25 protein-coding genes are annotated in these 24,774 nt (G+C 64.8%); 9 read left to right on the forward strand and 16 right to left on the reverse strand.

Features of this window, described 5'->3' with window-relative positions; all coding sequences use genetic code 11:
• Window positions 1–37 precede the first annotated feature (37 nt).
• Complete coding sequence (locus EPD66_RS05280; RefSeq protein ID WP_142847442.1) at window positions 38–1,495, reverse strand: thioredoxin-like domain-containing protein; 1,458 nt, start codon at window positions 1,493–1,495, stop codon at window positions 38–40.
• Between the two features lie 191 nt (window positions 1,496–1,686).
• Between EPD66_RS05280 and EPD66_RS05285 the strand changes: the two genes are divergently transcribed.
• Window positions 1,687–2,529 (forward strand): universal stress protein, encoded by an 843-nt coding sequence (locus EPD66_RS05285; protein WP_142847443.1) that lies wholly within the window; start codon window positions 1,687–1,689, stop codon window positions 2,527–2,529.
• Window positions 2,530–2,590: 61 nt separating this feature from the next.
• On the opposite strand, the gene EPD66_RS05290 is transcribed toward EPD66_RS05285, so the two are convergent.
• A complete protein-coding gene (locus EPD66_RS05290; RefSeq protein WP_142847444.1) occupies window positions 2,591–3,631 on the reverse strand; it encodes a diguanylate cyclase in 1,041 nt (346 codons plus the stop codon).
• A gap of 32 nt (window positions 3,632–3,663) precedes the next feature.
• On the reverse strand, window positions 3,664–4,176 hold the full coding sequence (locus tag EPD66_RS05295) for a pentapeptide repeat-containing protein (RefSeq protein ID WP_142847445.1): 513 nt from the start codon (window positions 4,174–4,176) through the stop codon (window positions 3,664–3,666).
• Window positions 4,177–4,338: 162 nt separating this feature from the next.
• Between EPD66_RS05295 and EPD66_RS05300 the strand changes: the two genes are divergently transcribed.
• A complete protein-coding gene (locus tag EPD66_RS05300; RefSeq protein WP_142847446.1) occupies window positions 4,339–5,226 on the forward strand; it encodes a lipopolysaccharide assembly protein LapB in 888 nt (295 codons plus the stop codon).
• A gap of 42 nt (window positions 5,227–5,268) precedes the next feature.
• Here the strand turns inward: EPD66_RS05300 and EPD66_RS05305 are convergent, their stop codons facing one another.
• From EPD66_RS05305 to EPD66_RS05315, 3 genes are all read right to left on the reverse strand, one after another.
• Window positions 5,269–5,700 carry a CBS domain-containing protein gene (locus EPD66_RS05305; RefSeq protein ID WP_142847447.1) on the reverse strand — a complete coding sequence of 144 codons (432 nt, stop codon included), beginning with the start codon at window positions 5,698–5,700 and terminating at the stop codon, window positions 5,269–5,271.
• A gap of 181 nt (window positions 5,701–5,881) precedes the next feature.
• Window positions 5,882–6,526 (reverse strand): phospholipid-binding protein MlaC, encoded by a 645-nt coding sequence (locus tag EPD66_RS05310; RefSeq protein ID WP_142847448.1) that lies wholly within the window; start codon window positions 6,524–6,526, stop codon window positions 5,882–5,884.
• Between the two features lie 6 nt (window positions 6,527–6,532).
• Window positions 6,533–7,348, reverse strand: coding sequence for a VacJ family lipoprotein (locus tag EPD66_RS05315; RefSeq protein WP_142847449.1), 816 nt, complete (start codon window positions 7,346–7,348; stop codon window positions 6,533–6,535).
• Window positions 7,349–7,565: 217 nt separating this feature from the next.
• Between EPD66_RS05315 and EPD66_RS05320 the strand changes: the two genes are divergently transcribed.
• The 3 genes from EPD66_RS05320 to metH all read left to right on the forward strand — a co-directional run bounded on the left by EPD66_RS05320 (window position 7,566) and on the right by metH (window position 13,111).
• On the forward strand, window positions 7,566–8,540 hold the full coding sequence (locus EPD66_RS05320; RefSeq protein WP_142847450.1) for a metalloregulator ArsR/SmtB family transcription factor: 975 nt from the start codon (window positions 7,566–7,568) through the stop codon (window positions 8,538–8,540).
• Window positions 8,537–9,457 carry a methylenetetrahydrofolate reductase gene (gene metF, locus EPD66_RS05325; RefSeq protein WP_185961276.1) on the forward strand — a complete coding sequence of 307 codons (921 nt, stop codon included), beginning with the start codon at window positions 8,537–8,539 and terminating at the stop codon, window positions 9,455–9,457. Before EPD66_RS05320 ends, metF begins: the two co-directional genes overlap by 4 nt.
• Window positions 9,458–9,616: 159 nt before the next feature.
• Window positions 9,617–13,111, forward strand: coding sequence for a methionine synthase (gene metH / locus EPD66_RS05330; protein ID WP_142847452.1), 3,495 nt, complete (start codon window positions 9,617–9,619; stop codon window positions 13,109–13,111).
• Between the two features lie 291 nt (window positions 13,112–13,402).
• Here the strand turns inward: metH and EPD66_RS05335 are convergent, their stop codons facing one another.
• From EPD66_RS05335 to ectA, 8 genes are all read right to left on the reverse strand, one after another.
• Entirely contained in the window at window positions 13,403–13,732 is a 330-nt protein-coding gene (locus EPD66_RS05335; RefSeq protein WP_142847453.1) for a YnfA family protein, read from the reverse strand.
• Window positions 13,733–13,779: 47 nt separating this feature from the next.
• Complete coding sequence (locus EPD66_RS05340) at window positions 13,780–14,133, reverse strand: DUF202 domain-containing protein (RefSeq protein ID WP_142847454.1); 354 nt, start codon at window positions 14,131–14,133, stop codon at window positions 13,780–13,782.
• On the reverse strand, window positions 14,130–14,900 hold the full coding sequence (locus tag EPD66_RS05345; protein ID WP_255448374.1) for a slipin family protein: 771 nt from the start codon (window positions 14,898–14,900) through the stop codon (window positions 14,130–14,132). Before EPD66_RS05345 ends, EPD66_RS05340 begins: the two co-directional genes overlap by 4 nt.
• Window positions 14,901–14,902: 2 nt before the next feature.
• Window positions 14,903–16,288 carry a nodulation protein NfeD gene (locus EPD66_RS05350; protein ID WP_142847456.1) on the reverse strand — a complete coding sequence of 462 codons (1,386 nt, stop codon included), beginning with the start codon at window positions 16,286–16,288 and terminating at the stop codon, window positions 14,903–14,905.
• Between the two features lie 52 nt (window positions 16,289–16,340).
• Window positions 16,341–17,234, reverse strand: coding sequence for an ectoine hydroxylase (thpD, locus tag EPD66_RS05355; protein ID WP_255448376.1), 894 nt, complete (start codon window positions 17,232–17,234; stop codon window positions 16,341–16,343).
• 173 nt (window positions 17,235–17,407) lie between these two features.
• A complete protein-coding gene (locus EPD66_RS05360; protein WP_142847457.1) occupies window positions 17,408–17,809 on the reverse strand; it encodes an ectoine synthase in 402 nt (133 codons plus the stop codon).
• Window positions 17,810–18,023: 214 nt separating this feature from the next.
• A complete protein-coding gene (ectB, locus tag EPD66_RS05365) occupies window positions 18,024–19,310 on the reverse strand; it encodes a diaminobutyrate--2-oxoglutarate transaminase (RefSeq protein WP_142847458.1) in 1,287 nt (428 codons plus the stop codon).
• 16 nt (window positions 19,311–19,326) lie between these two features.
• On the reverse strand, window positions 19,327–19,779 hold the full coding sequence (ectA, locus tag EPD66_RS05370) for a diaminobutyrate acetyltransferase (RefSeq protein WP_142847459.1): 453 nt from the start codon (window positions 19,777–19,779) through the stop codon (window positions 19,327–19,329).
• Between the two features lie 481 nt (window positions 19,780–20,260).
• Between ectA and EPD66_RS05375 the strand changes: the two genes are divergently transcribed.
• On the forward strand, window positions 20,261–21,517 hold the full coding sequence (locus EPD66_RS05375; RefSeq protein WP_142847460.1) for an MFS transporter: 1,257 nt from the start codon (window positions 20,261–20,263) through the stop codon (window positions 21,515–21,517).
• 23 nt (window positions 21,518–21,540) lie between these two features.
• On the opposite strand, the gene EPD66_RS05380 is transcribed toward EPD66_RS05375, so the two are convergent.
• Window positions 21,541–21,756, reverse strand: a complete 216-nt coding sequence (locus EPD66_RS05380; RefSeq protein ID WP_142847461.1) for a hypothetical protein — start codon at window positions 21,754–21,756, stop codon at window positions 21,541–21,543.
• 159 nt (window positions 21,757–21,915) lie between these two features.
• Here EPD66_RS05380 and EPD66_RS05385 point away from each other — a divergent pair, with 159 nt between their 5' ends.
• Together EPD66_RS05385 and EPD66_RS05390 are read left to right on the forward strand one after the other, a co-directional pair.
• The gene (locus EPD66_RS05385; protein ID WP_142847462.1) at window positions 21,916–22,740 is read left to right on the forward strand and encodes a sulfite exporter TauE/SafE family protein; all 825 of its coding nucleotides are present in this window, start codon (window positions 21,916–21,918) and stop codon (window positions 22,738–22,740) included.
• 65 nt (window positions 22,741–22,805) lie between these two features.
• The gene (locus tag EPD66_RS05390; protein ID WP_142847463.1) at window positions 22,806–23,240 is read left to right on the forward strand and encodes a CBS domain-containing protein; all 435 of its coding nucleotides are present in this window, start codon (window positions 22,806–22,808) and stop codon (window positions 23,238–23,240) included.
• An 87-nt stretch (window positions 23,241–23,327) separates the two neighbouring features.
• On the opposite strand, the gene EPD66_RS05395 is transcribed toward EPD66_RS05390, so the two are convergent.
• On the reverse strand, window positions 23,328–24,017 hold the full coding sequence (locus tag EPD66_RS05395; RefSeq protein WP_255448378.1) for a protein-L-isoaspartate(D-aspartate) O-methyltransferase: 690 nt from the start codon (window positions 24,015–24,017) through the stop codon (window positions 23,328–23,330).
• Between the two features lie 178 nt (window positions 24,018–24,195).
• On the opposite strand from EPD66_RS05395, the gene EPD66_RS05400 reads away from it, so the two are divergent.
• Entirely contained in the window at window positions 24,196–24,768 is a 573-nt protein-coding gene (locus EPD66_RS05400) for a hypothetical protein (protein ID WP_142847464.1), read from the forward strand.
• Window positions 24,769–24,774 lie beyond the last annotated feature (6 nt).

The raw sequence follows: 24,774 nt of genomic DNA on the forward strand, positions 1-24,774 counted from the left end.
CGGACGGGCATGGGAGCAACGCATTGGCAACCGCGCTTCAAGCCCAGCTTCGATAGGTGTTGCCGTCGAGGCGATATTCCAGGATGCGGTGGTTGTTGGTGTCGGACAGCAACAACCTTTCCGGCCCGTCCGCCACGATTCCCGCCGGTTCGGCGGCGGGAAAGCAGACCGGGTCGATGCATTGGGGGCCGTCCAGGTCGCTGACCGTTTCCGCCTCCAGGTCCAGCACCCGCACCACGCCGTTATAGCTGTCGGCCACGTAGAGCCGTCCATCCACCGCCGCCACGCCCAGGGCATGCTGCAATCGCGCCTGGGGGAAGGGGCCGTTGACATGGCCGAAGTCGAACAGGCCGCTGCCGACCAGGGTTTCCACCTTGCGCTCGGCCAGGGACAGGCGGCGGATGGAAGAGGTTTCGCTGTCGGCGAAGTAGAGGCTGTGGCCGTCGGGGGAGAGGGCCAGGCCGCTGGGCTGCGCCAGTTGGGCCGTCATGGCCGGTCCGTCCACGATGTTTTCCGCCCCCGATCCGGCCAGGGCCCGCAGAATGCCCGTCTCCAGGTCCAGTTCGCCGAGCTGGTGGGTGCCGGCATTGGCGAAGTAAAGGTGCCGCCCCTCGTCCAGTTCCAGATCCCAGGGAGAGGCCAGGGCCACCTCCTCGCCCGCTTCGGGCACTTTCAGCACCGTGCCGCGCATGCCCGTACCGGCCAGGGTGCTCACCATGCCGCTCGCGCGGTCGATGTGGCGGATGGCGTGGTTGCCGGTATCGGCCACATAGATGGCCTCCTCGGAACAGACCAGCCCTTGCGGCGAATCGAAGCATGCCTGGTCGGCGGGACCGTCGCCGAACCCGCGGCGGCCCGAGCCGAACCGCGCCCGCTCCTGCCCCTCGTCATCGAGCAGCACCACCTGATGATGGCCCGCATCGGCCACCGCCCACAGCTTCTCGCGCCCGGGCACCGGCTTGATCTTGCCGGGAAAGCGCAGCATGGCGCCGCTTTCCTCGACGGGGGCGAAATCGAGCGGCATCGCCTTCAACTCGCCCCGCTCCCAGAATTCACGCACCATGTCGCCGATACCGTCGAGCAGGCGGTCGGGATGAGGCTCGCCCGCCAACTGGCCCATGACATAGCCGTCGGGCGAGACGAAGACCAAGGTCGGCCAGGCGCGCACCGCATATTCCTGCCAAAGCAGCATCTGCGGATCATGCGCCACCGGGTGCTGGATGTCGTAGCGCGCGATCGCCTTGGCCAGGGCCTGCGGGTCGCGCTCGGCCTCGAATTTCGGCGAATGGATGCCGATCACCGCCACTTCGTTGGGATAGGCCTCCTCGATGCGGCGCAGGGACGGCAGGACATGGATGCAGTTGATGCAGCAGGACGTCCAGAAGTCGAGAATGACGATGCGCCCCGCGACCCGGCGCAGGGACAACGGCCCCGACGTGTTGAACCAAGTCAGGCCGGGACGGTCGATTTCCGGGGCGCGGGTTATGCCAAACATGCTGCCTGCCCTGCCATTAGCCACTTCCCAGCATGTGAGGACGGCTACGCCGTATTTCCACCATGCCTCTCCGACCCGGAGGGAAGCGCAATCTCCCTTCCCCGAGTAGTGATAATTGCCTCCACCTCGGCTATACTGTCCAGGCAATCTTTGTTCCGGCGCCAATCCCCAGCGCGCCGAGGAGGAACCAAATGCCTTTCAAGGATATCCTGGTCTACGTGGACAACACCGCCCAATGCCCCGCCCGTCTCGAGGTTGCGGCCAATCTGGCGGTCGAGCACGGAGCCCATCTGGTCGGCCTGTTCGTCCATCCCCGGACCAATGTGCCGGGTTTCGTGATGGCCCAATACGGCTCCCAGATCGCCCAGTTCCAGGAAGAATTCGCCCGCGAGGCCCATGACAAGTCCAAAACCGCCTTCGAAAACCAGTGCCGCCTGTCCGGCGTGTCCTTCGAATGGCGCGAAGCCCATGGCGATCTGGTCGAGGCCGTGTCGCTGCACGGCCGCTACGCCGATCTGCTGATCACCGGTCAGATCGACCCCGAAAGTGACGACCAGGCCGCCCGCAACAACCTGACCGACCATCTGCTGCTCGAAGTCGGCCGCCCGGTCCTGGTGGTGCCCTATGCCGGCCGTTTCCCGGTGATCGGCAAGAACATCCTGGTGGCCTGGAACGGCAGCCGCGAGGCCACCCGCGCCGTCAACGACGCCCTGCCGCTCCTGACCCGCGCCACCCAGGTCAACGTACTGGCGGTCAATCCCAAGCCCGGCAAGGGCGCGCGCGGCCATGGCGAGGTTCCCGGCGCCGATATCTGCCTGCACCTGGCCCGCCACGACGTTCCCGCCGTCTGCCATCACATCGGCGGCGAGGACATGGATGTCGGCGACATGTTGCTGTCCCGTGCCGCCGAGGAAGGCGCCGACATGATGGTGATGGGCGCCTATGGACGCACCCGCCTGACCGAACTGGTTCTGGGCGGCGCCACCCGGCATATCATGCAGCACATGACCGTGCCGGTGCTGTTCTCGCACTAATTTCCGTTACCGCAGGGAAGCCCCCGCGCCGCAAGGCCGGGGGTTTGCCTGTCGCCGGCCCTTACGACCCGGCGGCGGCCAAATCGGCGGTATCGGCCATCACGCGGTTGCGGCCGTCGCGCTTGGCCAGATACAGCACCCTGTCCGCCCGCTCGATCAACTGCTCGGCCGTTTCGTCCGGGCGGTATTCCGCCACCCCCACCGACAGGCTGACCTGTCCCAGATCCTGACCTGTCCGGCGGTTGATCACCTTCTTTTCGGCCACGGCCGAACGAATCGCCTCGGCGATTTCCACCGCCTGCGACAAGCGGGCACCGGGCAGCAGGACGGCGAATTCCTCGCCGCCGAAACGGGCGGGCAGATCCCCTTCCCGTATGCAATCCACCAGGACCCGCGCCACGAGCTTCAGCACCTGATCGCCCATCTGGTGGCCCCAGCTGTCGTTGAACGCCTTGAAATGATCGATATCGACCATCAGCAGGCTGAGGCCGCCCGGCGCCGCATTTTCCTGGCGGATGGCCGAGCCCATGGCCTCGTCGAAGCTGCGGCGATTGGCGATTCCGGTCAGCGGATCGGTAGCCGCTTCACGGCGCAAGGCATCCATGTCCTGGCGCAGGCGCAAGATCTCCGCCGAGGACGCCACCAATTGCTCCTGCAAGGCGCGATTGGCCTGCACCATTTCCTCGGATTCCTCCAGGAGCGGCGCCAGATCCGGCAGGTCCTCTTCCCTCTGCGATAGGCCCCCGGTAAAGCGCGAGAGCGCGCGGCCGTAGCGCCCGGCTCCATCCGAAGCCGTGCCGATGGCGGCGAAGGCCTGCCGCAGGGCTTTCTCCATCCGCGCCGATGCCGTCCGCAATTCCTCGGCCTCGAGGCCATGCAGATGGGCTTGGTGCAGCTTGGCGCAGGCCGTGTCGGTCAAGCCGCCGGGCATCGCCATGGCCTGGTCCACCGCCTTCACCAGCGCGGCGTCAGAGCCCCCTACATAGGCGCAGAAGAGCGCGAAATTCCGCGGGGTCGGCGACAGTTCCAGCCGCAGCATGATGGCCAGGGCCCGACGCGCCGTCCGCCAGGCGCGTTCGTGATAATCCTCCGCCCATTCCACGCTTTCGCCTCTCCGCTTCTGGGGCTGTGCCGTCAATTACACTGGCCGATCGAGCCTTCGGCGCAGACACGCTCCCCATCGATCCAAGTGGCGCCCGAGAGATCGGCATACATGAAATCCGCCCCCAGCGTCCGGGCGCCCGTTAGATTGGCCTCCCGCAGATTGGTGCCGTAGAGACGGGCACGGCGGAGATCCACATTCTTCAGCGATGCCCCTTCGAGATTCGAGCGCGTGAAGTCGGCATTGCTGAAATTGCCGCCATCAAGCACGGCGCCCCGCAACTGGGTGCTGAAGAATTTCGAGCGAAAAGCGTTGGCATCGCTCATGTTGACTTCGTTCATCTGGGCCCGCTGGAACGTCGCATCCATGAGGATCGCTCCCGACAAATTCTCCGAAGAGAGATTGCGGCCGTCAAGGTAGCAACGGGTCCAATTGACCTTTGGCCCAGGCGGGGCAGTGCAATCTGACGCCTGTGCAGCCGGGACGTCGACGAAAGCGATAAGGGTGAGGGCCGCTGAGGCCGCAAGAAGGGAGCGCTGGATCATGAGATAGATTTAATGAACTGTGGGCCCCAAGGAAAGTCATAAGGCTGAAGCCTTAGAAGAGTTTAGCAGCCTTGGAGGAGTTTACCGGCGGACCGAGCGCCCCCACGTTATGACAGAGACGTCCCCAAAACAGACCTGTCACCACCGGGAAACGAGCCGAACATGCAGTCAAAACCCGACGAAGTCCTGATGGAAGCCGAGAAGCTCTGGCTCGCCGGCGACGCCGAAAAGGCGCGCGACGCCTTCGCCCGTGCCCAGCAGCTCTACCGCGAGGCCAACGACCGTGGCGGCGAGGGCCAGGCCCTGATGCTGCTCGGCGACCTGGAATTGCGGCAGGGCGACATGGACAAGGCCCAGGACTGCTATGTGAAGGCTCGCTGCTGCTTCGCCCCCGAGGGCGACCAGCACGACCAGGGCGCCATCCTGGCCCGGCTGGGCGAACTGGCCCATCGCCGGGGCGATACGGGGGAAGCGCGCAATTGCTATGAATCGGCCCGCGACCTGCTGCATGCCGCCGGAGACAATTCCGGCGAGGCCCATTGCCTGAAGCGGCTGGGGCATATCGAGCGCGACGAAGGCCATCACGACACGGCACGGGACCTCTACCGCCAGGCCCGCAACCTCTACCAGCGGGCCGGAGACGGCCTGGGCGAGGCGCATACCCTGCGCGCCCTGGCCGGCGTACTGCGCACCCTGGGCCAACCCGACCGGGCGCGGCTGGCGCTGGAACAATCGCTGGACTTGCTGCGCGGACAGGGCGACATCCTGGGCGAGGCCGGCGTTCTGACCGCGCTGGCCCAGCTTCTGCGCTCGATGAGCCAGCGCGACGAGGCCCGCATCCGCTTCGAAGAAGCCAAGGAAATGCATGTCCGCGCCGGGAACCTGCGCGGGGAAGCCGAAATCCTGCTGGAACTGGCGCGGCTAGAGGCGGCGGAAGCGCCGGATACGGCGCGGCAGCATTACGAACGCGCCGCCGAACTTCATGCCCGGATGGGCGCACAGGACATGCGCCAGAAGCTGCTCAAGGAACTGGCCGACAAGCTGGGCTGACCGGAATTCTTCCGGCCAGCCTCCTTCCTTGCTGCTTGGTTCCTATCGGCTGGACACCACGTAATGCCGGAGTTCCTGGACCTCCATGGTGGCTTCGTCGAGACGGTTCTTGACGATGTCGCCGATGGAGATGATGCCGACCATCTTGCCGTCCTCGACCACCGGCAGATGGCGGATGCGCCGGCTGGTCATGGTCGACATCAGGTCTTCCACCCTGGCATCGGGTGAGCAGGTCTGGACCTGGGTGGTCATCAGGTCCCGTACCGGCCGCTGGCCCACATCCGGCCCGGTCAAGGCCATACCGCGCACGATGTCGCGTTCCGAGATGATGCCGACGATGCGTTCGCCCTCCAGGACGACCATGGCGCCGATCTTCGCACCCCAAAGCTTGGATGCCGCTTCGGCCACGCTGGCGTCGGGCCCGATTGTTTCCACCCGTCGCCCCTTGGCTGCCAGAATCGTGTTAACCAGCATGTGATGCCTCCCCTTCCCTGACGGAAAGCCGTTGTTTTTGCGATTAAGATGATAAGGGGTGGCAAAGCGGCCTGTTCAAGACAAGCCAGGATAGATCCGGAGCTTCGACAGCGGATGCGGAAACGAAAAAGGCGCCCGCAAGGGGCGCCTTTCTACAGAACGGCCTGTCCGCCAGAAACTATTACAGCCCGTATTCCGCCTGCATTTGCGCCACCCGGCGCCGCATGACATCAAGCAGGCCGTCCATGGTGCCGCCCTGGGCGCGCAGGACGGAGGAATATTCCGAACGATAGGTGATGGCCATGCTGACGCCTTCCACCACGATATCGACCACCTGCCATTGCCCCGAGGTGCTGCGCAGGCGCCAGGTCGCCAGGATCGGCGGCTGGCCGCCGGGACGCAGGACCCGGGTCTCGACCAGCATGCCGTGCTCACCGTCGGGCGTGGTGTTGGTGACCTGGATGCTGGTGCCGCCGGCCTGGTCGGCATAATCCATGAAGCGCCGCGCCCAGGTCAGCACGGTCATTTCGCTGAACAGGGACAGGAATTCCTGCTGCTGTTCGGGCGTGGAGCCGCGCCAATAGCGGCCCAGCACAAAGCGCGAGACTTCCGGCAGATCGAAACCCTTGATGAAGAGCTGGCGGAAGTGGTTGATCTTCTGGGGCACGGGCACCGGCGCGACGACGGCCTCAAGGGCCTCGCTTGCCAGGGTTTGAATGAAATCACGCGCCTCGGCCTCGCCCTGCGCACGGGCGGGCATGACGGCGAAAGCGCTGGACAGCCCAAGGGCCAGGGCAGCCGAGAGAAACAGTCTACGAGTCAGCATCAGCGATCAGCGAGCCTTGTCAGCCGCGTCCGCCCCTTGCTCCATCTCCTGCTCCCAATCGAAATGGCCAGGGGATGAAGCGGGACCGGGCACGGCACCGTTGCGGATTTCCGCGTCGCGGCGCTGACGATACAGGCTGCGAATGGCGGAATAATAGTCCAGGGACGTCCGTTCGATGTCGTCCAGAACATCGAGCATTTCTTCGCGCGCGGCAATGACCCTTACCCCGGTTCGTGCGATCGTAAACCCTTCCGCGTCGTTATTCACGGCGATCCGGTCGACCGGATCGAGGAAGGAATCGACGGCGAAACCGACGGCATCGCGCGGATTGGACGGGCCGAGGAGAGGCAGCACCAGATAGGGACCCTCGCCGATTCCCCAGACCGCCAGGGTCTGGCCGAAATCTTCCTTCTTGGCCACCAATCCCATGGGCGTGGCCACATCCATGATGCCGAACACGCCGAAGGTGGTGTTGACCAGCAGGCGCAGCACCATCACCCCGGCATTGCGGAAATCGCCCTGCAGCAGGTTGTTGCCGGCATCCAGCGGCGCCCCCAGATTGTCCAGGGCGTCATTGACGCGGTCGCGGGCGAAGCGCGGCGTCAGGCCGCGATAGGCCTCGGCCGCCGGGCGGATGAACATGGTGTCCACGCCCTGGTTGAAGGTGAAGATGCCGCGGTTCAACGGCTCCAGCGGGTCATTGGCCTCTTCATAGGCAGCACGGGCCACCGGATCGTCTTCCGGAGGCACAGACGCACAGCCGGCCAGCAGCATTACCGAAGCCAGCGTGGCAGCAAAGCGGCCTGACAAAGAAACAAGCATCAGAGCGTCCGTCCTGTTCCATCAACTCTACGTCCCGCCTTGCCCTCTGCCGGACCGGGCGAAATAACGTTTGAGGTAACACAGCCTCGGGGCGATTACCAGCGCCCAACATGTTCCCTTCCTGGCCATAGGGGGAAAAGCGTAAGAGGCTCTTGCCGCCATCCGGATATAAAGATATGTTTATGTCCTGACTTTGCACACAAGACATGAGAGCGGCATGGAACAGCTTTTGGCGGGATTGCGGGCGGCGGCCGAACCGACCCGGCTGCGCCTGATCGCCTTGCTGGCCCAGGGCGAGCTGACGGTCACCGAGTTGACCCACATCCTGGGCCAAAGCCAGCCGCGTGTCTCGCGCCACCTGAAACTGATGGTCGAGGCCGGGCTGCTCGACCGTTTCCGCGAAGGCGCCTTCGTCTTCTACCGCCTCGCCCGCGACGGCCTGGGGGCGGCCCTGGCGCCCCGCGTGCTGGACCTGCTGCCCGCAGACGACCCGCTGCTCGCGCTTGATGCCGAACGCCTGGCCGGCATCAAGCAGGCGCGCGCCGAGGCGGCGGCGGCCTTCTTCAGCAACAATGCCGCCCAATGGGACAGCATCCGCTCGCTGCATGTGGACGAGCGCGTGGTCGAGAAGGCGATGCTCGACGCCCTGCTGTCCGGCGAGCCGATCCGCGACCTGCTGGATATCGGCACCGGCACCGGCCGCGTCCTGGAAATCCTGAGCCCGCATGTCGAACGCGCCATCGGCTTCGACCAATCCCGCGAGATGCTGTCGGTGGCGCGCGCCAATCTCGAACAGGCCGGGGCGCGCAATTGCGATATCCGCCAGGGCGACATGTACAACCTGCCTTTGCCCGGCGCGTCCTTCGATGCCGTGACCATTCACCAGGTCCTCCATTTCGCCGAAGATCCCGGCGCGGCCGTGGCCGAGGCGGCGCGGATGCTGCGCCCCGGCGGCTGCCTGGCCGTGGTGGATTTCGCCCCCCACGACCTGGAAGACCTACGCAGCCTCTATAATCATCGCCGTCTCGGCTTCTCGGACGAGGAAGTCCATCAATGGTTCCGCCGCGCCCATCTGGAGCCCGGCCAGCCCGTCCGCCTGCCCGGCAATCCCCTGACCGTCACTCTCTGGCTGGCCCGCAATCCCCTGGACGCCGCCGCCAAGACCAGCCTGCAAAAAGGAGCCGCAGCGTGAGCCTTCCCCGTCCGCTGGATGAACCCGCCATCGCCGCCCCGGTGCCGTCGGGCATCAAGGTGTCCTTCGAGTTCTTCCCGCCCAAGACCGAGAAGATGCAGCAATCCCTGTGGGACTGCGTCAAGCGCCTGGAACCGCTTGCGCCGCGCTTCGTCTCGGTGACCTATGGCGCGGGCGGCTCGACGCGCGAGCGCACCCACGAGACCGTGGCGCGCATCCGCCGCGAGACCAACCTGGAACCCGCCGCCCATCTGACCTGCGTCGGCGCCTCGAAGGCCGAGATCGACGAGGTGGCGCAGCGTTACTGGGACGAAGGCATCCGCCACATCGTCGCGCTGCGCGGCGATGCGCCCGAGGGCCAGGGCGGCTATCGCCCCCATCCCGACGGCTATGCCTATGCCGCGGATCTGGTGGAGGGGTTGAAGCGGCTGCATGATTTCGAGATTTCGGTGGCGGCCTATCCCGAGGCCCATCCCGACGCGCCCAGCGCCCAGTTCGACCTGGACAACCTGAAGCGCAAGATCGACGCGGGCGCCACCCGCGCCATCACCCAGTATTTCTTCGATGTCGACGTCTATCGCCGCTTCATGGACCGCGTGCTGGCCGCCGGCATCACCGTGCCGGTGGTGCCGGGCATCCTGCCCGTGACCAATTTCGCCCAGGTGGTGAAGTTCTCCAAGGTCTGCGGCGCGACGGTGCCCAGCTGGATGGGCACGCTGTTCGAGGGGCTGGACGACGACCCGGAAACCCGCAAGCTGGTCGCCGCCACCCTGGCCATGGAACAATGCCGCACCCTGGCCGCCGACGGGGTGGAGCATTTCCACTTCTATACCCTGAACCGTGCCGATCTGGCCTTCGCCATCTGCCATATCCTGGGCGTGCGCGCACCGCGCGATACCGCCGTGCAAACCGCCTGAGTTCCCGTCCTTCGAGACGGCCCCTTTGGGGCCTCCTCAGGACGAGGACAAAATTGAACATATGTGTAGCCTCACCCTGAGGAGCCCCGCCAGGGGCGTCTCGAAGGGTAAAGCGGACCAGCCGCCCTTTCAGCCATCGCCTGAACGTCAGGAAGAAGAATGAGCAAGATCCTCGACCATCTGTCCAACCGCGTCCTGCTGTGCGACGGCGGCATGGGCACCCAGGTGCAGTCCATGAGCCTGACCGTGGACGGCGACTTCATGGGACACGAGAACTGCACCGACATCCTGTCCCATTCGCGGCCCGACGTGATCCGGGAAATCCACCGGCGCTATTACGCCGCCGGGGCGGATATGGTCGAGACCAACACCTTCGGCGCCTCGCCCATCACGCTGGGCGAATTCGGCATCAGCGAAATGGCCTTCGAGCTGAACAAGCGTTCCGCCGAGATCGCGCGTGAAGCCGCCGAGGAATTCCGCGACGGCCGTGACCGCTTCGTGCTGGGCTCGATCGGGCCGGGCACCAAGCTGCCTTCGCTGGGCCATGTCCATTACGACGCGCTGGAGGCCTCGTTCCGCGTCCAGGCCTCGGGCCTGATCGCCGGCGGGGTGGATGCCTTCCTGATCGAGACCTGCCAGGACCCCTTGCAGATCAAGGCCGCCGTCAACGGATGCAAGATCGCCTGCAAGGAAGCGGGCGTGGATGTTCCGGTCTTCGTGCAGGTCACGGTCGAGACCACCGGCACCCTGCTGGTCGGCGCCGATATCGCCGCCGCCGCCACCGTCATTAGATCGCTGGACGTGCCGCTGATCGGCCTGAACTGCGCCACCGGCCCGCAGGAGATGAGCGAGCATGTGAAGTGGCTGGCCGAGAACTGGCCGGGCCTGATCTCGCTGCAGCCCAATGCCGGCCTGCCCGAACTGGTGGACGGCCAGACCCGCTATCCGCTGGGGCCGGACGAACTGGCGGTGTGGCAGGAACGCTATGTGGTCGAGGACGGACTGAACATGGTCGGCGGCTGCTGCGGCACCACGCCCGCCCATATCGCCGCCCAGGATGCCATGCTGCGCAAGCTGGCGGGCGGCAACCTGCGCCCCGCCCCCAAGACCCGCTCGGTCCATTGGGTGCCCGCCGTCGCCTCGCTCTACAGCCAGGTTCCCCTGCGCCAGGAAAACGCCTTCCTGGCCATCGGCGAGCGCTGCAACGCCAACGGCTCGAAGAAATTCCGCCAGTACCAGGAAAACGAGGACTGGGACGGCATCGTCGCCATGGCCCGCGAACAGGTGCGCGAGGCCTCGCACACGCTCGACGTCTGCACCGCCTTCGTCGGCCGCAACGAGATCGCCGACATGACCGAAGTGGTGACCCGCCTGCGCGGCTCGGTCACCGCGCCGCTGGTCATCGATTCCACCGAGACCCCAGTGATCGAGGCGGCGCTGAAGCTCTATGGCGGCAAGGCCATCATCAACTCGATCAATTTCGAGGATGGCGAGGCTCATGCCGAGGAGCGCCTGCTGCTGGCCCGCAAGTTCGGCGCCTCAGTGGTCGCGCTGACCATCGACGAAGTGGGCATGGCGAAGGAAGTCGAGGACAAGCTGCGCATCGCCCGCCGCCTCTACGACTTCGCGGTCAACAAGCACGGCCTGCCGCCCTCGGACCTGATGTTCGACCCGCTGACCTTCACCATCTGCACCGGCAACGAGGACGACCGCAAGCTGGCCCTCTACACGCTGGACGCCATCGAGCGCATCGCGCAGGAAATGCCCGAATGCCAGATCATCCTGGGCCTGTCCAACGTCTCGTTCGGCCTGAAGGCGGCGGCGCGCCATGTGCTGAATTCGGTCTTCCTGGACCATGCCGTGCGCCGGGGTATGACCGGGGCCATCGTGCATGTCAGCAAGATCATGCCGCTGCACAAGATCCCCGAGAACGAGGTGAAGATCGCCGAGGACCTGATCTTCGACCGCCGCGCCGAAGGCTATGATCCGCTGCAGGCCTTCATCGCCCTGTTCGAGGACCGCAAGGCCGAAGCCGCCGCCGCCAAGGCCCGCCCCGAAACGGTGGAGGAGCGGCTGAAGCTGCGCATCGTCGACGGCGACCGCACCGGCATCGAGGAGGATTTGGCCGAGGCGATGCAGAAATATCCGCCACTGGACATCATCAACACCATCCTGCTCGACGGCATGAAGGTGGTGGGCGAGCTGTTCGGCGCGGGCAAGATGCAGCTTCCCTTCGTGCTGCAATCGGCCGAGACCATGAAGACCGCCGTGGCCTATCTCGAACCCCACATGGAAAAAGTCGAAGGCCAGGAAAAAGGCATCATGGTCCTGGCGACGGTGAAAGGCGACGTCCACGACATCGGCAAGAACCTGGTGGACATCATCCTCACCAATAACGGCTACAAGGTCATCAACCTGGGTATCAAGCAGCCGGTGGCCAACATCATCGCCGCCGCCCGCGAGCACAAGGCGGATGCCATCGGCATGTCCGGCCTGCTGGTCAAGTCCACCGTCATCATGCGCGAAAACCTGGAAGAGATGACGCGCGAAGGCCTGGACATACCGGTGCTGCTGGGCGGTGCCGCCCTGACGCGCGGCTATGTCGAGGAAGACTGCACCGCCGCCTATGGCGCGGGCCGCGTCGCCTATGCACGCGATGCCTTCGACGGCCTGGACCTGATGGACAAGGCAGTGCGCGGCCAGTTCGACGCCCATCTGACGGAACTCCGCGCCAAGCGCAAGAACCGTCCCTCCAACACCCGCCGCAAGCTCGGCCAAGCCGCCCAGGCGGCCACCGACCTGCGCCCCATCGACCTAGAAGAGATCAAGACCCGCCGCGCCGAACTGGCCCGCCAGTACGAAGTGCCGACCCCGCCCTTCTGGGGCTCGCGCATCGTCGAGCATGTGCCGCTGAAGACGCTGGTGCCCTATCTCAACGAGACCATGCTGTTCCAGTTCCACTGGGGCTACCGCAAGGCAGGCCGAACCATCGACGAGTTCAAGGCCTGGGCCGCCAAGGAATTGCGCCCCATCGTCACGCGCATCCTGAAACAGGCGGAAGAAGAGAAGATCCTCCAGCCCCAGGCCGCCTATGGCTACTGGAAGGCCGCGTCCGAAGGCGACAGCGTCGTGCTGTTCGACGAGGACGGAGAAACCGAGGTCGCCCGCTTCTCCTTCCCCCGCCAGGCGCGCGAAGGCGGATTGTGCATCGCCGACTTCTTCCGCGAGGTGGATTCGGGCGAGCGCGACGTCATCGGCCTGCAAGTGGTGACCATGGGCCAGCGCGCGGCCGACGTCGCCCGCGAATGGTTCGAGGCCAACCGCTACCAGGATTACCTCTATTTGCACGGCCTGGGGGTCGAGATGGCCGAGGCCCTGGCCGAATACCAGCACAAGCGCATCCGCGCCGAATTGGGCTTCGCCGCCGAGGACGCCCGCGACATCGAGGCCATGCTGAAACAGGGCTATCGCGGCTCGCGCTATTCCTTCGGCTATCCCGCCTGCCCCCATGTCGAGGACCAGGAACAGCTTCTGCGCCTGCTGGGGGCCGAGCGCATCGGCATCGAATTGTCCGAAGGCTTCCAGCTCCACCCCGAGCAAAGCACCTCGGCCATCGTAGTCACCCATCCGCAGGCCAAGTATTTCTCGGTGTGACGGGAAAGGAATGGAGCCTTATGTCGTCCTGAGAAGCCGCTAAAGCGGCTCCTCAGGATTTGGCAGATTGCAAAAAACTCCTATTTCCCCCCATGGCCCTCGCCTTCGCGAGGGTGACGGTCTGGCGCGGACAGAGCTGACTGTTTCCGTAGCCTGTTACGAGACACAGATGGACACAGATAAACACAGATGAAATTTTGATTTTTCTCTCCCCTTCTTTTTTAAAAAGATCGGGCAAAGAACTTCGAAAAATTCATCTGTGTTCCTCTGTGTCTTAATCCTCTTCCCGCCTCAGTTCCCTGTCCTCGGCCCGAAGAGGATCACCATCGCCCCCAGCACGCACAGCGTCACGCCGATCCCGTCCCAGCGGTCGGGGCGCGTGCCTTCGACGGTCCACATCCAGGCCAGCGACGCCAGGATGTAGATGCCGCCATAGGCGGCATAGGCCCGTCCGGCGAAATCCGCATCGATGCGGGTCAGCGCCCAGGCGAAGAGGGCGAGGCTGGCCATGCCGGGAATCAGCCAGAGCGGCGTCTTGTCCAGCCGCAGCCAAGCCCAGAAAGCGAAGCAGCCGCCAATCTCGGCGAAAGCGGCCAGGATATAGGTCGGGATCGTCCACATGGGGCCGCAGCATCATGGGGATCGGCCGGATTGTCCAGCCCCGCCCGCTACCGGAACCATACCCCCGTCAGCGCCCCCATGGCCGCCGCCGCCAGGATGGAACTCAGCAGGACCAGCAGCCAGGGCGGCAGCCGCCCGATATCCGGGCCGTGCAGGTTGTCGCTGATCTTGCGGTAGCGCCAGGCGGCCATCAGGAAGGTCATGATGCCGAAGACGATCAATGCCACCGCCGAGGCGCGCAAGGCCCAGAAGGGCAGCACCTCGTGCAGGAAGCGCTCGACACCCAGGCCTGAGACCAAGGCGGCAAGGCCGGTCCTGATCCAGGCGGAATAGGTGCGCTCCGCCGCCAGCAGGGTCCGTTCCTCGGCCAGGGGAGCGCGGGGATTTTCCTGCTCGCTCAGGACGCGCCCTTCCGCTCCATCATGTCGATAAAGCTTTTCGCCAGGTCCACCGGGAAGGGGAAGACGATGGTGGAATTCTTCTCGGCGGCGATGTCATGCAAGGTGGCGAGATAGCGCAGCTGCATGGCCGCCGGAGCCCGTTCCATGATCTCGGCGGCCTCGACCAGCTTTTCGGCGGCCTGCTGCTCGCCCTCGGCATTGATGATCTTGGCGCGCCGGATACGCTCGGCCTCGGCCTGGCGGGCGATGGCGCGGACCATGCTCTCGTCGATGTCGACATGCTTGATTTCCACATTGGCGACCTTGATCCCCCAAGCATCGGTCTGGGAATCGAGGATCTCCTGGATGTCGCTGTTCAGCTTGTCGCGTTCCGACAGCATCTCGTCCAGGTCGTGCTTGCCGAGTACCGAGCGCAGCGTCGTCTGGGCCAGCTGGCTGGTCGCGACCATGAAATTCTCGACCTGGATCACCGCCTTGTCGGCATTGACCACGCGGAAATAGAGCACCGCATTGACCTTGACCGAGACGTTGTCCTTGCTGATCACGTCCTGGCTGGGCACGTCGAGGACAATGGTGCGCATGTCCACCCGCACCGCCTGCTGGATGCCCGGCAGGATGACGATCACGCCGGGCCCCTTGACCCCGCTGAACCGCCCCAGAGTGAAGACCACGGCGCGTTCGTATTCGCGCAGGATCTTGATCGCCGCGCCGATCAGCCCGATCAGAAGCAGGGCGATGATGACGTAGAATGACAAATCCAGAACCATGGTCACCTCTCGTCCGGTTTCTTGGGGTCAACCTCCAGCACCAAGCCCTCGGCTTTGCGCACCACAACCGTTTCCCCAGGCTGCAAGGGACGCGCGGCACGGGCCTGCCAGCGTTCGCCATGCACCAGGATTTCGCCCTTCCCCGCCTCGCTCCAGGTCAGCACCCTGCCCTCGGCGCCCAGCATCTCCTCGAAACCACTCAGGACGGGCCGCCTGCGCGTGCGCAGGAACAGGGTCATCACCGTCACCACCACGGCGAGCGTCAGGGCCGTGGCGCCCAGGATGACCGGCCAGGGCACCCCGAAGCCGGGCACATTCATGTCGAACATCATGATCGAGCCGAAGGCGAACAAGGCTGCCCCGCCCAGCCCCAGCAGGCCGAAGGAGGGCACGAATGCCTCGGCGATCATCAGCGCCAGCCCCAGCATCACCAGGGCCGCCCCGGCATAATCGATGGGCAGGACGTTCAGGGCGAACAGCGCCACGAGCAGGCTGGTCGCGCCGATCACCCCGGGGAAGATGGCGCCCGGATTGGACAGCTCGAAGATGATGCCGTAGATGCCGATCAGCATCAGCATATAGGCGATGGAGGGATCGGTGATGACGGCCAGCATCCGCGTCTGCCAATCCACCGCGACCTCGTCCACCACCACGCCATCGAGGTCCAGCGTGACCTGCTCGCCGCGCAGGGTGACGGTGCGGCCGTTGGCCTGTCCGACAAGCTGCTGCGGAGACGTGGCGATGAAATCCACCACGCGCTGCTCAACCGCTTGACTGGAGGTCAGGTTGACCGCCTCACGCACCGCCTGCTCGGCCCATTCGGCATTGCGGCCATGCATCTCGGCCAGTCCGCGGATATAGGCGGCGGCGTCGTTGACCACCTTGCGCTCCATGGGGCCGCGCGGCGTGGGAACGGTTTCCTCCTCCCCCTCCTCTTCCGCCGGTTCCTCCTCCGGCGGCCCGCCGGGCATGCCGCCCATCGCCACCGGCGTGGCCGAGCCCAGATTGGTGCTGGGCGCCATCGCCGCGACATGGCTGGCATAGCTGATATAGGTCCCGGCGCTGGCCGCCCGCGCGCCGGGCGGCGCCACCCACGAGGCCACCGGCACGGGCGAGGCCAGGATGGCGCGGATGATGTCGCGCATGGCCGTGTCCAGCCCGCCCGGCGTGTCCTGGCGCAGGATCACTAGGGCGATGTCGTCCTGTTCGGCGGCGCGTTCGATGTTCTGGATGACATGACGTGCGAGCGCCGGGCCGATGGGGCCCTCGATGGTCAGCATCACCGCACGGCGCTGCCCTTCGGGGCGCTGTTCCTGCGCCCCGGCCGCCAGCATCACCGCCCCGCAGAGAAAGGCGAGGACGGAAAGGAAAAAAGCCCGGACCTTCATGCCTCTGACTTGAGGCCAAGGGCCGGGCTTACAAGGGGATGGAGACCGACTCTTAAGGCTGGCGGTTCACCACCGTAAAGTCGCGCGAGCCCAGGAAACCGGGACGCGGCGTCTCGGGACCGAAGGGCGCCACCGGCAGATTCTCGACGCTGTTATAGACGAAGAAGGCGTTGCTGCGTGGATAGGGCGAGATGTTGCTGCCCGAACCATGGATGACATTGCAGTCAAAAATCAGCACCGATCCCGCAGGGCCCGTGGGCTGGACGAGGCCGTGGCGGCGCACCAGCTCGGTCATGGTCTCGTCGTCGGGCACACCGACTTCCTGGCGCACCAGGGACTGGGTGTAGTTCTGCTCGGGCGTGGCGCCGACGCAGGACACATAGGTCTTGTGCGAGCCCGGCACGACCATCAGCGGGCCATTGAAGGGATTGTTCTCGCTGAGCGCCAGCGAGCAGGAGACGGTGCGCATGCGCGGCAGGCCGTCTTCCACATGCCAGGTCTCGAAATCGGAATGCCAATAGAATTCCTTGCCCCGGAAGCCCGGCTTGTAATTGATGCGCGACTGATGGACATAGACGTCGCTGCCGAGGATCTGGGCGCTGACTCCGGCCAGCCGGTCGTCGCGGCACAAGGAAGCAAAGACGGGATCGCTCTGGTGAATGGCGAAGATCGAGCGGACATCGTCGCCGCCGGCCTCGCGGATCACTTCCGGCTCGGTCGAACCGGCCTTTTCGCGGCACAGGCGGTTGACCTCGTCCACCAGCCTGGCCGTCTCCTCCTCGTCGAAGAAGGCGGGCAGGAAGAGATAGCCGTTCTCCTCGAAGAAGGCCAACTGGTCGGCGGTCAGCGGGCCGGAACGGCCGGGATAGACCACCGGATCCTGGCGGTCGATCAGCCGAGGCCGATCATAGATGCGCGAGGGGTAGATATCGACCATCCGGTCCATTGGCTCAGTCTCCTTTTCCCATATTCTTGATTGCTCCTTCCATGGGGAAGGAGAGCTTCACCAGAACACGAGGGCGAACCAAGGAACGTTAGATTGCGATCGGCAAGCCGCCCTGGGCGCCCTGCGTTTCTGGCCGGTTATCCCCCTCCACCTTGGTAGAGGGGGAAGATGGATCAAGCGGCGTTTTCGTCTTCCTTCACCAAGGGATAGACGCCTTCGCTGTCATGGACCTCCTGGCCCGTCAGCGGAGGATTGAAGACGCAGACCATGCGCATGTCCTTGGTCGCCCGCAGCAGATGGCGGTCGTTCTTGTCCAGCGCATAGACGGTCCCGGCCGAGATCGGATAGATCTTGCCGTCGTCGGTGGTCTCGATCTCGCCCTCACCCTCGATGCAATAGACCGCTTCCAAATGGTTGCGATACCAGATCAGGGTTTCGGTGCCGGCCTTGATGATGGTGTCGTGCAGCGAGAAGCCCATGCCTTCATGCTTCAGCAGCAGGCGGCGGCTGTTCCAGGTTTCGGTATCGACGTCGTTTTCGGTGCCGATCACGTCCTGAAGCCGTTTGACGATCATTCTTCTTTCTCTCCGTATCTCTCGGAAGTCAGTGGGGGAACGCAGAACGGGCTGGAAAAGACGCCCGAGACGCTTTTGGTCCGCCTTGCACCTTTCGAGACGCCGCCAAGGCGGCTCCTCAAGGTGAGGCTTATCGAACCTCATGCTGAGGAGCCCCGCAGGGGCGTCTCGAAGCATGCCAAGCGCTCAGGCGTTTTCTTCCCCCGTTCAATCCTTACTCGGCAGCCCGAGCATTCATGCGGGTGACTTCGCGGCGGGCCACCGGGGCGATGGCTTCCTCCAGGATGTCCAGGCCCTTGACCAGGGCCTCCTCGCAGATGGTCAGCGGCGGCATCACCTTCAGCACATTCGAGGTGAAGCCCGCCGTCTCGATGATCAGCCCGCGCGAGAAGGCCTCATGCGCGACGGCCGAGGCCATGCCTTCGGCGCCGAAGACCATGCCCTGGACCAGGCCGCGGCCACGCACGCCCTCGACCAAGCCGTCGAAACGGTCGGCCATCTGCTCCAGGCGCAGGCGCACCATCTCGCCCTTTTCCTGCACGGCCTTTTCCAGGCCGTCGTCCTGCCAATAGGCCATCAGGGCCTCGGTGGCCGCGACGAAGGCCAGGTTATTGCCGCGGAAGGTGCCGTTATGCTCGCCCGGCGTCCACTTGTCGTATTCCGGCTTGAACAGGGTCAGGGCCAGCGGCAGGCCGAAGCCGCCGATCGCCTTGGACAAGCAGATGATGTCGGGCTTGATGCCGGCGGGCTCGAAGCTGAAGAACGGGCCGGTGCGGCCGCAACCCATCTGGATGTCGTCGACGATCATCAGCATGCCGTGCTTGCGGCACAGCTTTTCCAGGCGCTTCAGCCAGTCGAAGGAGGCGACATTGATCCCGCCTTCGCCCTGCACCGTCTCGACGATCACCGCCGCCGGCAGGTCCATGCCGCTGCCACGGTCGTCCAGATAGCGCGCCAGCACGTCGACCGTGTCCACGTCCTCGCCCAGATAGCCGTCGAAGGGCATGGAGAAGGCATTGGTCAGCGGGATGCCGGCGCCGCCGCGCTTGGTGCTGTTGCCGGTCACCGCCAGCGATCCCATGGTCATGCCGTGGAAGCCGTTGGTGAAGCCGATGATCATCGAACGCCCGGTGATCTTGCGGGCCAGCTTCAGCGCGCTTTCGACGCTGTTGGTGCCGGTCGGCCCGGGGAACATGACCTTGTACTTCATGTCGCGCGGGGCCAGGATCACGTCGTTCAGGGTGTTCAGCAGGTCGCGCTTGGCCTCGGTCGCCATGTCCAGACCGTGCGCGATGCCGTCGCGCGACATGTAATCGATCAGCCGCGCCTTCAGAAGCGGATTGTTGTGCCCGTAATTGAGCACGCCCGCGCCGGCGAAGAAGTCGATATAGCGCCGGCCGTTTTCATCAAAGACGGTATGGCCCGTTGCCCTGGTGAAGACGGTCGGGAAGTCACGGACATAGGAACGGACCTTGGACTCGAGTTCCTCGAAAGTTTTCATGAGAGGGTACTCCTCCTCAGCCAAATTTGAGAGGACCGATCCGGAACAGAAGCTCGGCCTCGTGGCCGGCGCCGGGAAACAGATCCTCGGGAAAACACATCTCTTCCGTCACCGATGCCGAAAAGCGCCGGGCAAAGGAGCGGAACAGGGATTGAGAGGCGGTATTGCTGGGGCTGATGGTGGTTTCCACCATCAGGGGCGCCGGATCGAGGCGCCGCACAAGACTGTCGAGCATGCGGCCGGCCAGGCCGATACCGCGATATTCGGGGGCTACGCCCACCTGCCAGACGAAGAGATGATCCGGCTGCTCGGGCAGGCGGTAGGCGGTAATCAGGCCCGCCAGGGGGCCGTTTTCGTCATCCGCCGCCTCGGCGACGATACTGGTGGCGGCATGCCACCGGGCCAGCATCAAATAGACGTAACAGGAATTGAGATCGAGCGTCCCAGCGGCACGAACCAACTCCCACATTCGGGGCCCATCTTCCTGGATGGGCGGGCGGAGAACAAGAGACGCCGAAGCGCCAGCTTGAAAGCCGTTCGACACGGAACCGGCTCCATAGCTGTTTCAGAAAAGGGTGAAAGCGCACGCGCCCAAATGGCACGCACCAGCATTCGCAAAGTATCGCGCAGTCTTTATTCAATCGCGGGAATCAGCGTTTCCGCCTGAGGCATTAACATACGATGCCTTCTCCCGCGATCAATGTCAGGATGAACAGTTATTTCCTGACGCTGATTCTGGTGAATTTCCATCAGCATGGCTGCCAATATACGGATCGAAGCCCAGGGATCAACCCCTAATATTCCAATTATGCCTACGCATCCTTCTGGTGATGTTATTTCTGCCCATTCCGTATGAGATATATCGCCTTGATCACAGACCCGTCCCGGCACATCTTGAACAGCAGCAAGCGCCTATTATTCCTTCTGCTATTCCGCCTCCCGGGAGTTCCATGCGCCAAGCCATTGCCCCCATCGCCGCTTTGCTGGTCGCAGTCGGATTAATGCTTTTGGGCAGTGGCATGCTGGGTACCCTAATCGGCATACGACTTGCCGATGCGGGCATCCCGTCTTTCCTGAACGGCCTCGTGATGTCGTCCTATTTCCTGGGGCTGGTCATCGGGTCGCTTTACGGCAACCGGCTGATCGAGGCGGTGGGGCATATCCGCGCCTTCTCGGTCTTCGCCTCGGTCTTTTCAGCGGCGACGCTGGCCCATGGCTATTACGTCGCCCCGGCGCCCTGGGCGGCGCTGCGCATGCTGGAAGGCGTCTGCATGGCCGGGCTGTTCATGGTGACGGAAAGCTGGCTCAATCAGCAGGCGGACAACCGCACGCGCGGCTTGGTGCTGTCGATGTACATGGTCACCGTCTACATGGCGCAAGGCGCCGGGCAGTTCCTGCTGAACCTGCACGACCCCAGCGGCTTCGGCCTGTTCGTGCTGGCCTCGATCCTGCTGTCGGTGGCCCTGGTGCCGGTGGCAGCGACGAAGGTGACGGCCCCGGCGACGCCCCAGCCGTCGCGCCTGAGCTTCCGCCGGCTCTACGAGATTTCGCCGCTCGGCGTCGCCGGGGCCTTCGCCTCGGGGCTGACGGTAGGGTCCTTCTACGGCATCGGCCCGATCTTCGCCCACGAGATCGGCCTGCCCGTCAGCGGCACGGCGCAATTGATGGCCGCCGCCATCATGGGCGGACTGCTGCTGCAATTTCCCATCGGCCGGGGATCGGACCTGTTCGACCGCCGCAAGGTCATCGTCGCCCTGTGCGGGGGCATCCTGCTGGTCAGCCTGGCCCTGACCCAGGTGGGGGAGAACATCACGGCGCTGCTGGTACTGGCCGCCCTGTTCGGCGGCGCCAATTTCACGCTCTATCCGCTCTGCGTCGCCCATGCCAACGACTTCATCGGGCCGGAAGACGTGGTGCCGGTCAGCGGCGGACTGCTGCTGTCCTACAGCCTCGGGGCCACCATCGGCCCCTTGAGCGCGGCCGCCTTCATGGAAGCCGTGGGGCCGTCGGGCCTGTTCCTCTTCACCGCGCTCGTCGGCGCCGCGCTGGGCATCTACGGCCTGTGGCGCATGACCCGCCGCGCCAGCCCGCCGGCCGAGGAACAAGCCCCCTTCCGCCCGCTGCCGCGCACCAGCCTGATGGCCACGGAACTGGACCCGCGCGGCACCGAGGACGAAGAGCAGCTCAGCTTCAATTTCGGCAGCTGAGCCGCCCCGTCACGCCGACGCGGTTATCCGCGCGAGACGTAATCGGTATAGACGCCGTAGTAATGGCCCTGCTCGCCCGTACCGGTGAAGCGGACACGGCGGGCGCGGTCGAAACCGGCCTGCAGATTACCTTGCGCGTGGTTTTCCTGGGCATGCTGGCGCCACATGGACAGGGCCCAGACGCCCAGAGCCATGACCATGATTCCCACGACAAAACCGACGGCACCGATTCCCAACATCTGACCCTCCTTGTCTGAGTATGACCCGACCGAAAGGATAGGACAGAGGGGTTAAGATCACCGAAAACCATTCTGTGACAAGGCTGGTTTGACCATTGCCATCGGGCGGGGCATGATCTGCTCTCCAAATTCAGCCGCAAGCTATCCCGGAGAGTAACCTTGGAGACTTTAGACCCCGTCTGGCTGGCGGGTTTCATCGCCGCTTTGCTGGCGACCGGCGTGTTTGCCGGGCTGCTGGCGGGACTTCTGGGCGTCGGCGGCGGGATCGTTGTGGTGCCGGTCCTGTTCCATCTGTTCACGCTGATCAACATCGACCCGGCGGTGAAGATGCATCTGGCGGTGGGTACCTCGCTGGCGGCCATCATTCCCACCTCGATCATTTCCGCCCGCTCGCATTACAAGCGGGGCGGCATCGACCCCGACCTGCTGAAAAGCTGGGGGCCCGCAGTGATGCTGGGCGTACTGCTGGGCGCCGTGCTGGGCGGCCTGGCCGACGGCCGGGTGCTGACCGCCATCTTCGGCAGCGTGGGCATGCTCGTCGCCCTGAACATGGTCCTGGGCAAGGAAGGCGCCGCCCTGGCCCCCAGCCTGCCGGCGCGGCCGCTGCAATGGCTGATCGCCACCATCATCGGCGGCTTCTCCACCGTCATGGGGATCGGCGGGGGAACGCTCAGCGTACCCATCCTCAGCGCCTTCAGCTATCCCATCCGCCGCGCCGTGGGCACGGCCTCGGCCATCGGCATGGTCATCGCCATTCCCGGCGCCATCGGCTTCATCATCAGCGGCTGGGACCGCGAGGGCCTGCCGCCCCTGTCGCTGGGATTCGTCAACCTTGTCGGTTTTGCGCTGATCGTTCCGGCCAGCATGCTGACCGCCCCGTTGGGGGCGAAGCTGGCGCATACCATCAACCCCAATCTTCTGCGCAAGGCCTTCGCCTTCTTCCTGTTCCTGACGGCGATACGCATGCTGATAAGCCTGTTCTGATCCGGGAACCTTCGCTCACTCCTTCGGTTAATCCTTTCAGACGTCCCATGACCAAGGAGGGAGCGATGCAGGTCAAAGACGTGATGCATTCCCAGGTAGAGGTGATCGGGCCGGATCTTTCCGTCTACGATGCCGCCCGCATGATGCGCGACATCGATACCGGCTTCCTGCCCGTGGGCGAAGGCGACCGCCTGATCGGCACCTTGACCGACCGCGACATCACCATGCGTTCGACGGCCGAGGGCAAGGACCCTAATCAGTCCAAGGTCCGCGAGGCGATGTCGGAGAAGCTGGTCTATTGCTTCGAGGATGACGACCTCAACGAAGCCGCCGCCTTGATGGGCGAAGCCCAGATCCGGCGCCTGCCTGTTCTGAACCGCGACAAGCGGCTGGTGGGCGTGCTGTCCCTGGGCGATGTCTCCGAGCATGAACAGAGACTCGCCGGTCAGGCCGAGAAGGATGTGCACCAGGATAGCGGCCAGCCGCGCAGCATAAGCTGACGCGGCGGCAGGGCCGGACGGAACCGGTCCGGCCCTGCCCTGCGTCCTCGGGCTCCTTCACGCTGACGGCGGCGTCTTTCACCGCCTCTAGTGATTATACCCGCCCGTGCCCCTGTCCACTTTCCCGGCCTGCGGCCCGTAATCGCCGAGCAGCGGCACGAAGGCCACCGGTCCCAGATCCGTTTCGCGGAAACCATGGGCGGTGCTGCGCTCGATCCTCATCAGCCTCTGGCCGCCACCGCTGCCGATGGGGATGACCAGCCGCCCACCGATCTTGAGTTGCGCGCACAAGGCCTCCGGCACCACGGATGCCGCCGCCGCCACCAGGATGGCGTCGAAGGGCGCCTGTTCCGGCCATCCTTGGCTGCCATCGCCGACACGGCTGTGTATGTTGTCGTAATGCAGGTCGTGGAACCGCTTGCGGGCGGCATCGGCCAGTTCGGGAATGCGCTCGATGGTGAAGACCTGATCGGCCAGCTGTGCCGCGACGGCCGCCCCATAGCCCGATCCGGTGCCCACGTCCAGCACATGGCATTGCGGGGTCAGCCCCGCCGCCTCGGTCATCAGCGCGACGATATAGGGCTGGGAGATGGTCTGGTCCTGGCCGATCCCCACCGCGCCGTCGGCGAAGGCCCTGTCCGCCGCCTCCTCGGGCAGGAACATCTCGCGCGGGACCTTGCGCATCGCGTCGAGGACTCGCCGGTCCTTGATGCCCCGCGCGACAATCTGCGTCTCCACCATCTCGTTTCTCAAGGCATCATTGCGGCTTTGAGGCATTTCCGTCTCCTCCCCGGCAACCGGCATATGGGGAATCAACGCCTCCTTCGTTTCTTCGTTCCCTCCTTGACGGCGGAGGACTATCCCCGGGCGGGGAAAGAATGCTTGATCCCCATCCCACCTCTTCGCATCTGAAAGAAAGGGCCTGCCGGACGATCGCGCTGAGACGAGAGGAACCATGACCGACCAGGACTTCTACCAGCTCCCCCTGCTGAGCTATCCCGACCTGATGCTGAACCTGCTGAAAGTGGCCTCCCGCCGCGCGGCCGGACTGGACGATGCCGTGGCCGAATTGAACGCCATGCTGGAGGCCGCCGGCGAACAGCCCCGTGCCTCGGCCGAGGAAGTGCGCGAGCGCCTGGATACCGCCCGGATCTATCTTCAAGAGGCCTTGCTGCTGAAGCCGGTGGATGACGGACGCTTCTGCATCACCGAACGGGGCCGCCGCATCCTGGCGGAAAATCCCCAGGGCGTGGACGATACCGTCCTGATGCAATTCCGCGAATTCCGCGATTTCCTCAACCGCCATCACGGCGAGGACCAGCCCGAAGACCCGGGCCTGAAGGAATACGACGAAGGCTACGCCGCCTTCCTGCAAGGTCTCCCCCTGACCGCCAATCCCCATCGCTTCGAAAGCGGCCGCCATCTGCATTGGGAAAACGGCTGGTTCGAGGCCCGCGACGAACACATGGCCGGAGAACGCGAAAGCGGCGCCGCCGCCGACCTCCGCGCCTCAAGCCAGATCCGATGAAAGAAC

The sequence above is a fragment of the Telmatospirillum sp. J64-1 genome, assembly GCF_006980715.1.
In the GTDB taxonomy this organism is placed as follows: Bacteria; Pseudomonadota; Alphaproteobacteria; order Rhodospirillales; family Magnetospirillaceae; genus Oleiliquidispirillum; species Oleiliquidispirillum nitrogeniifigens.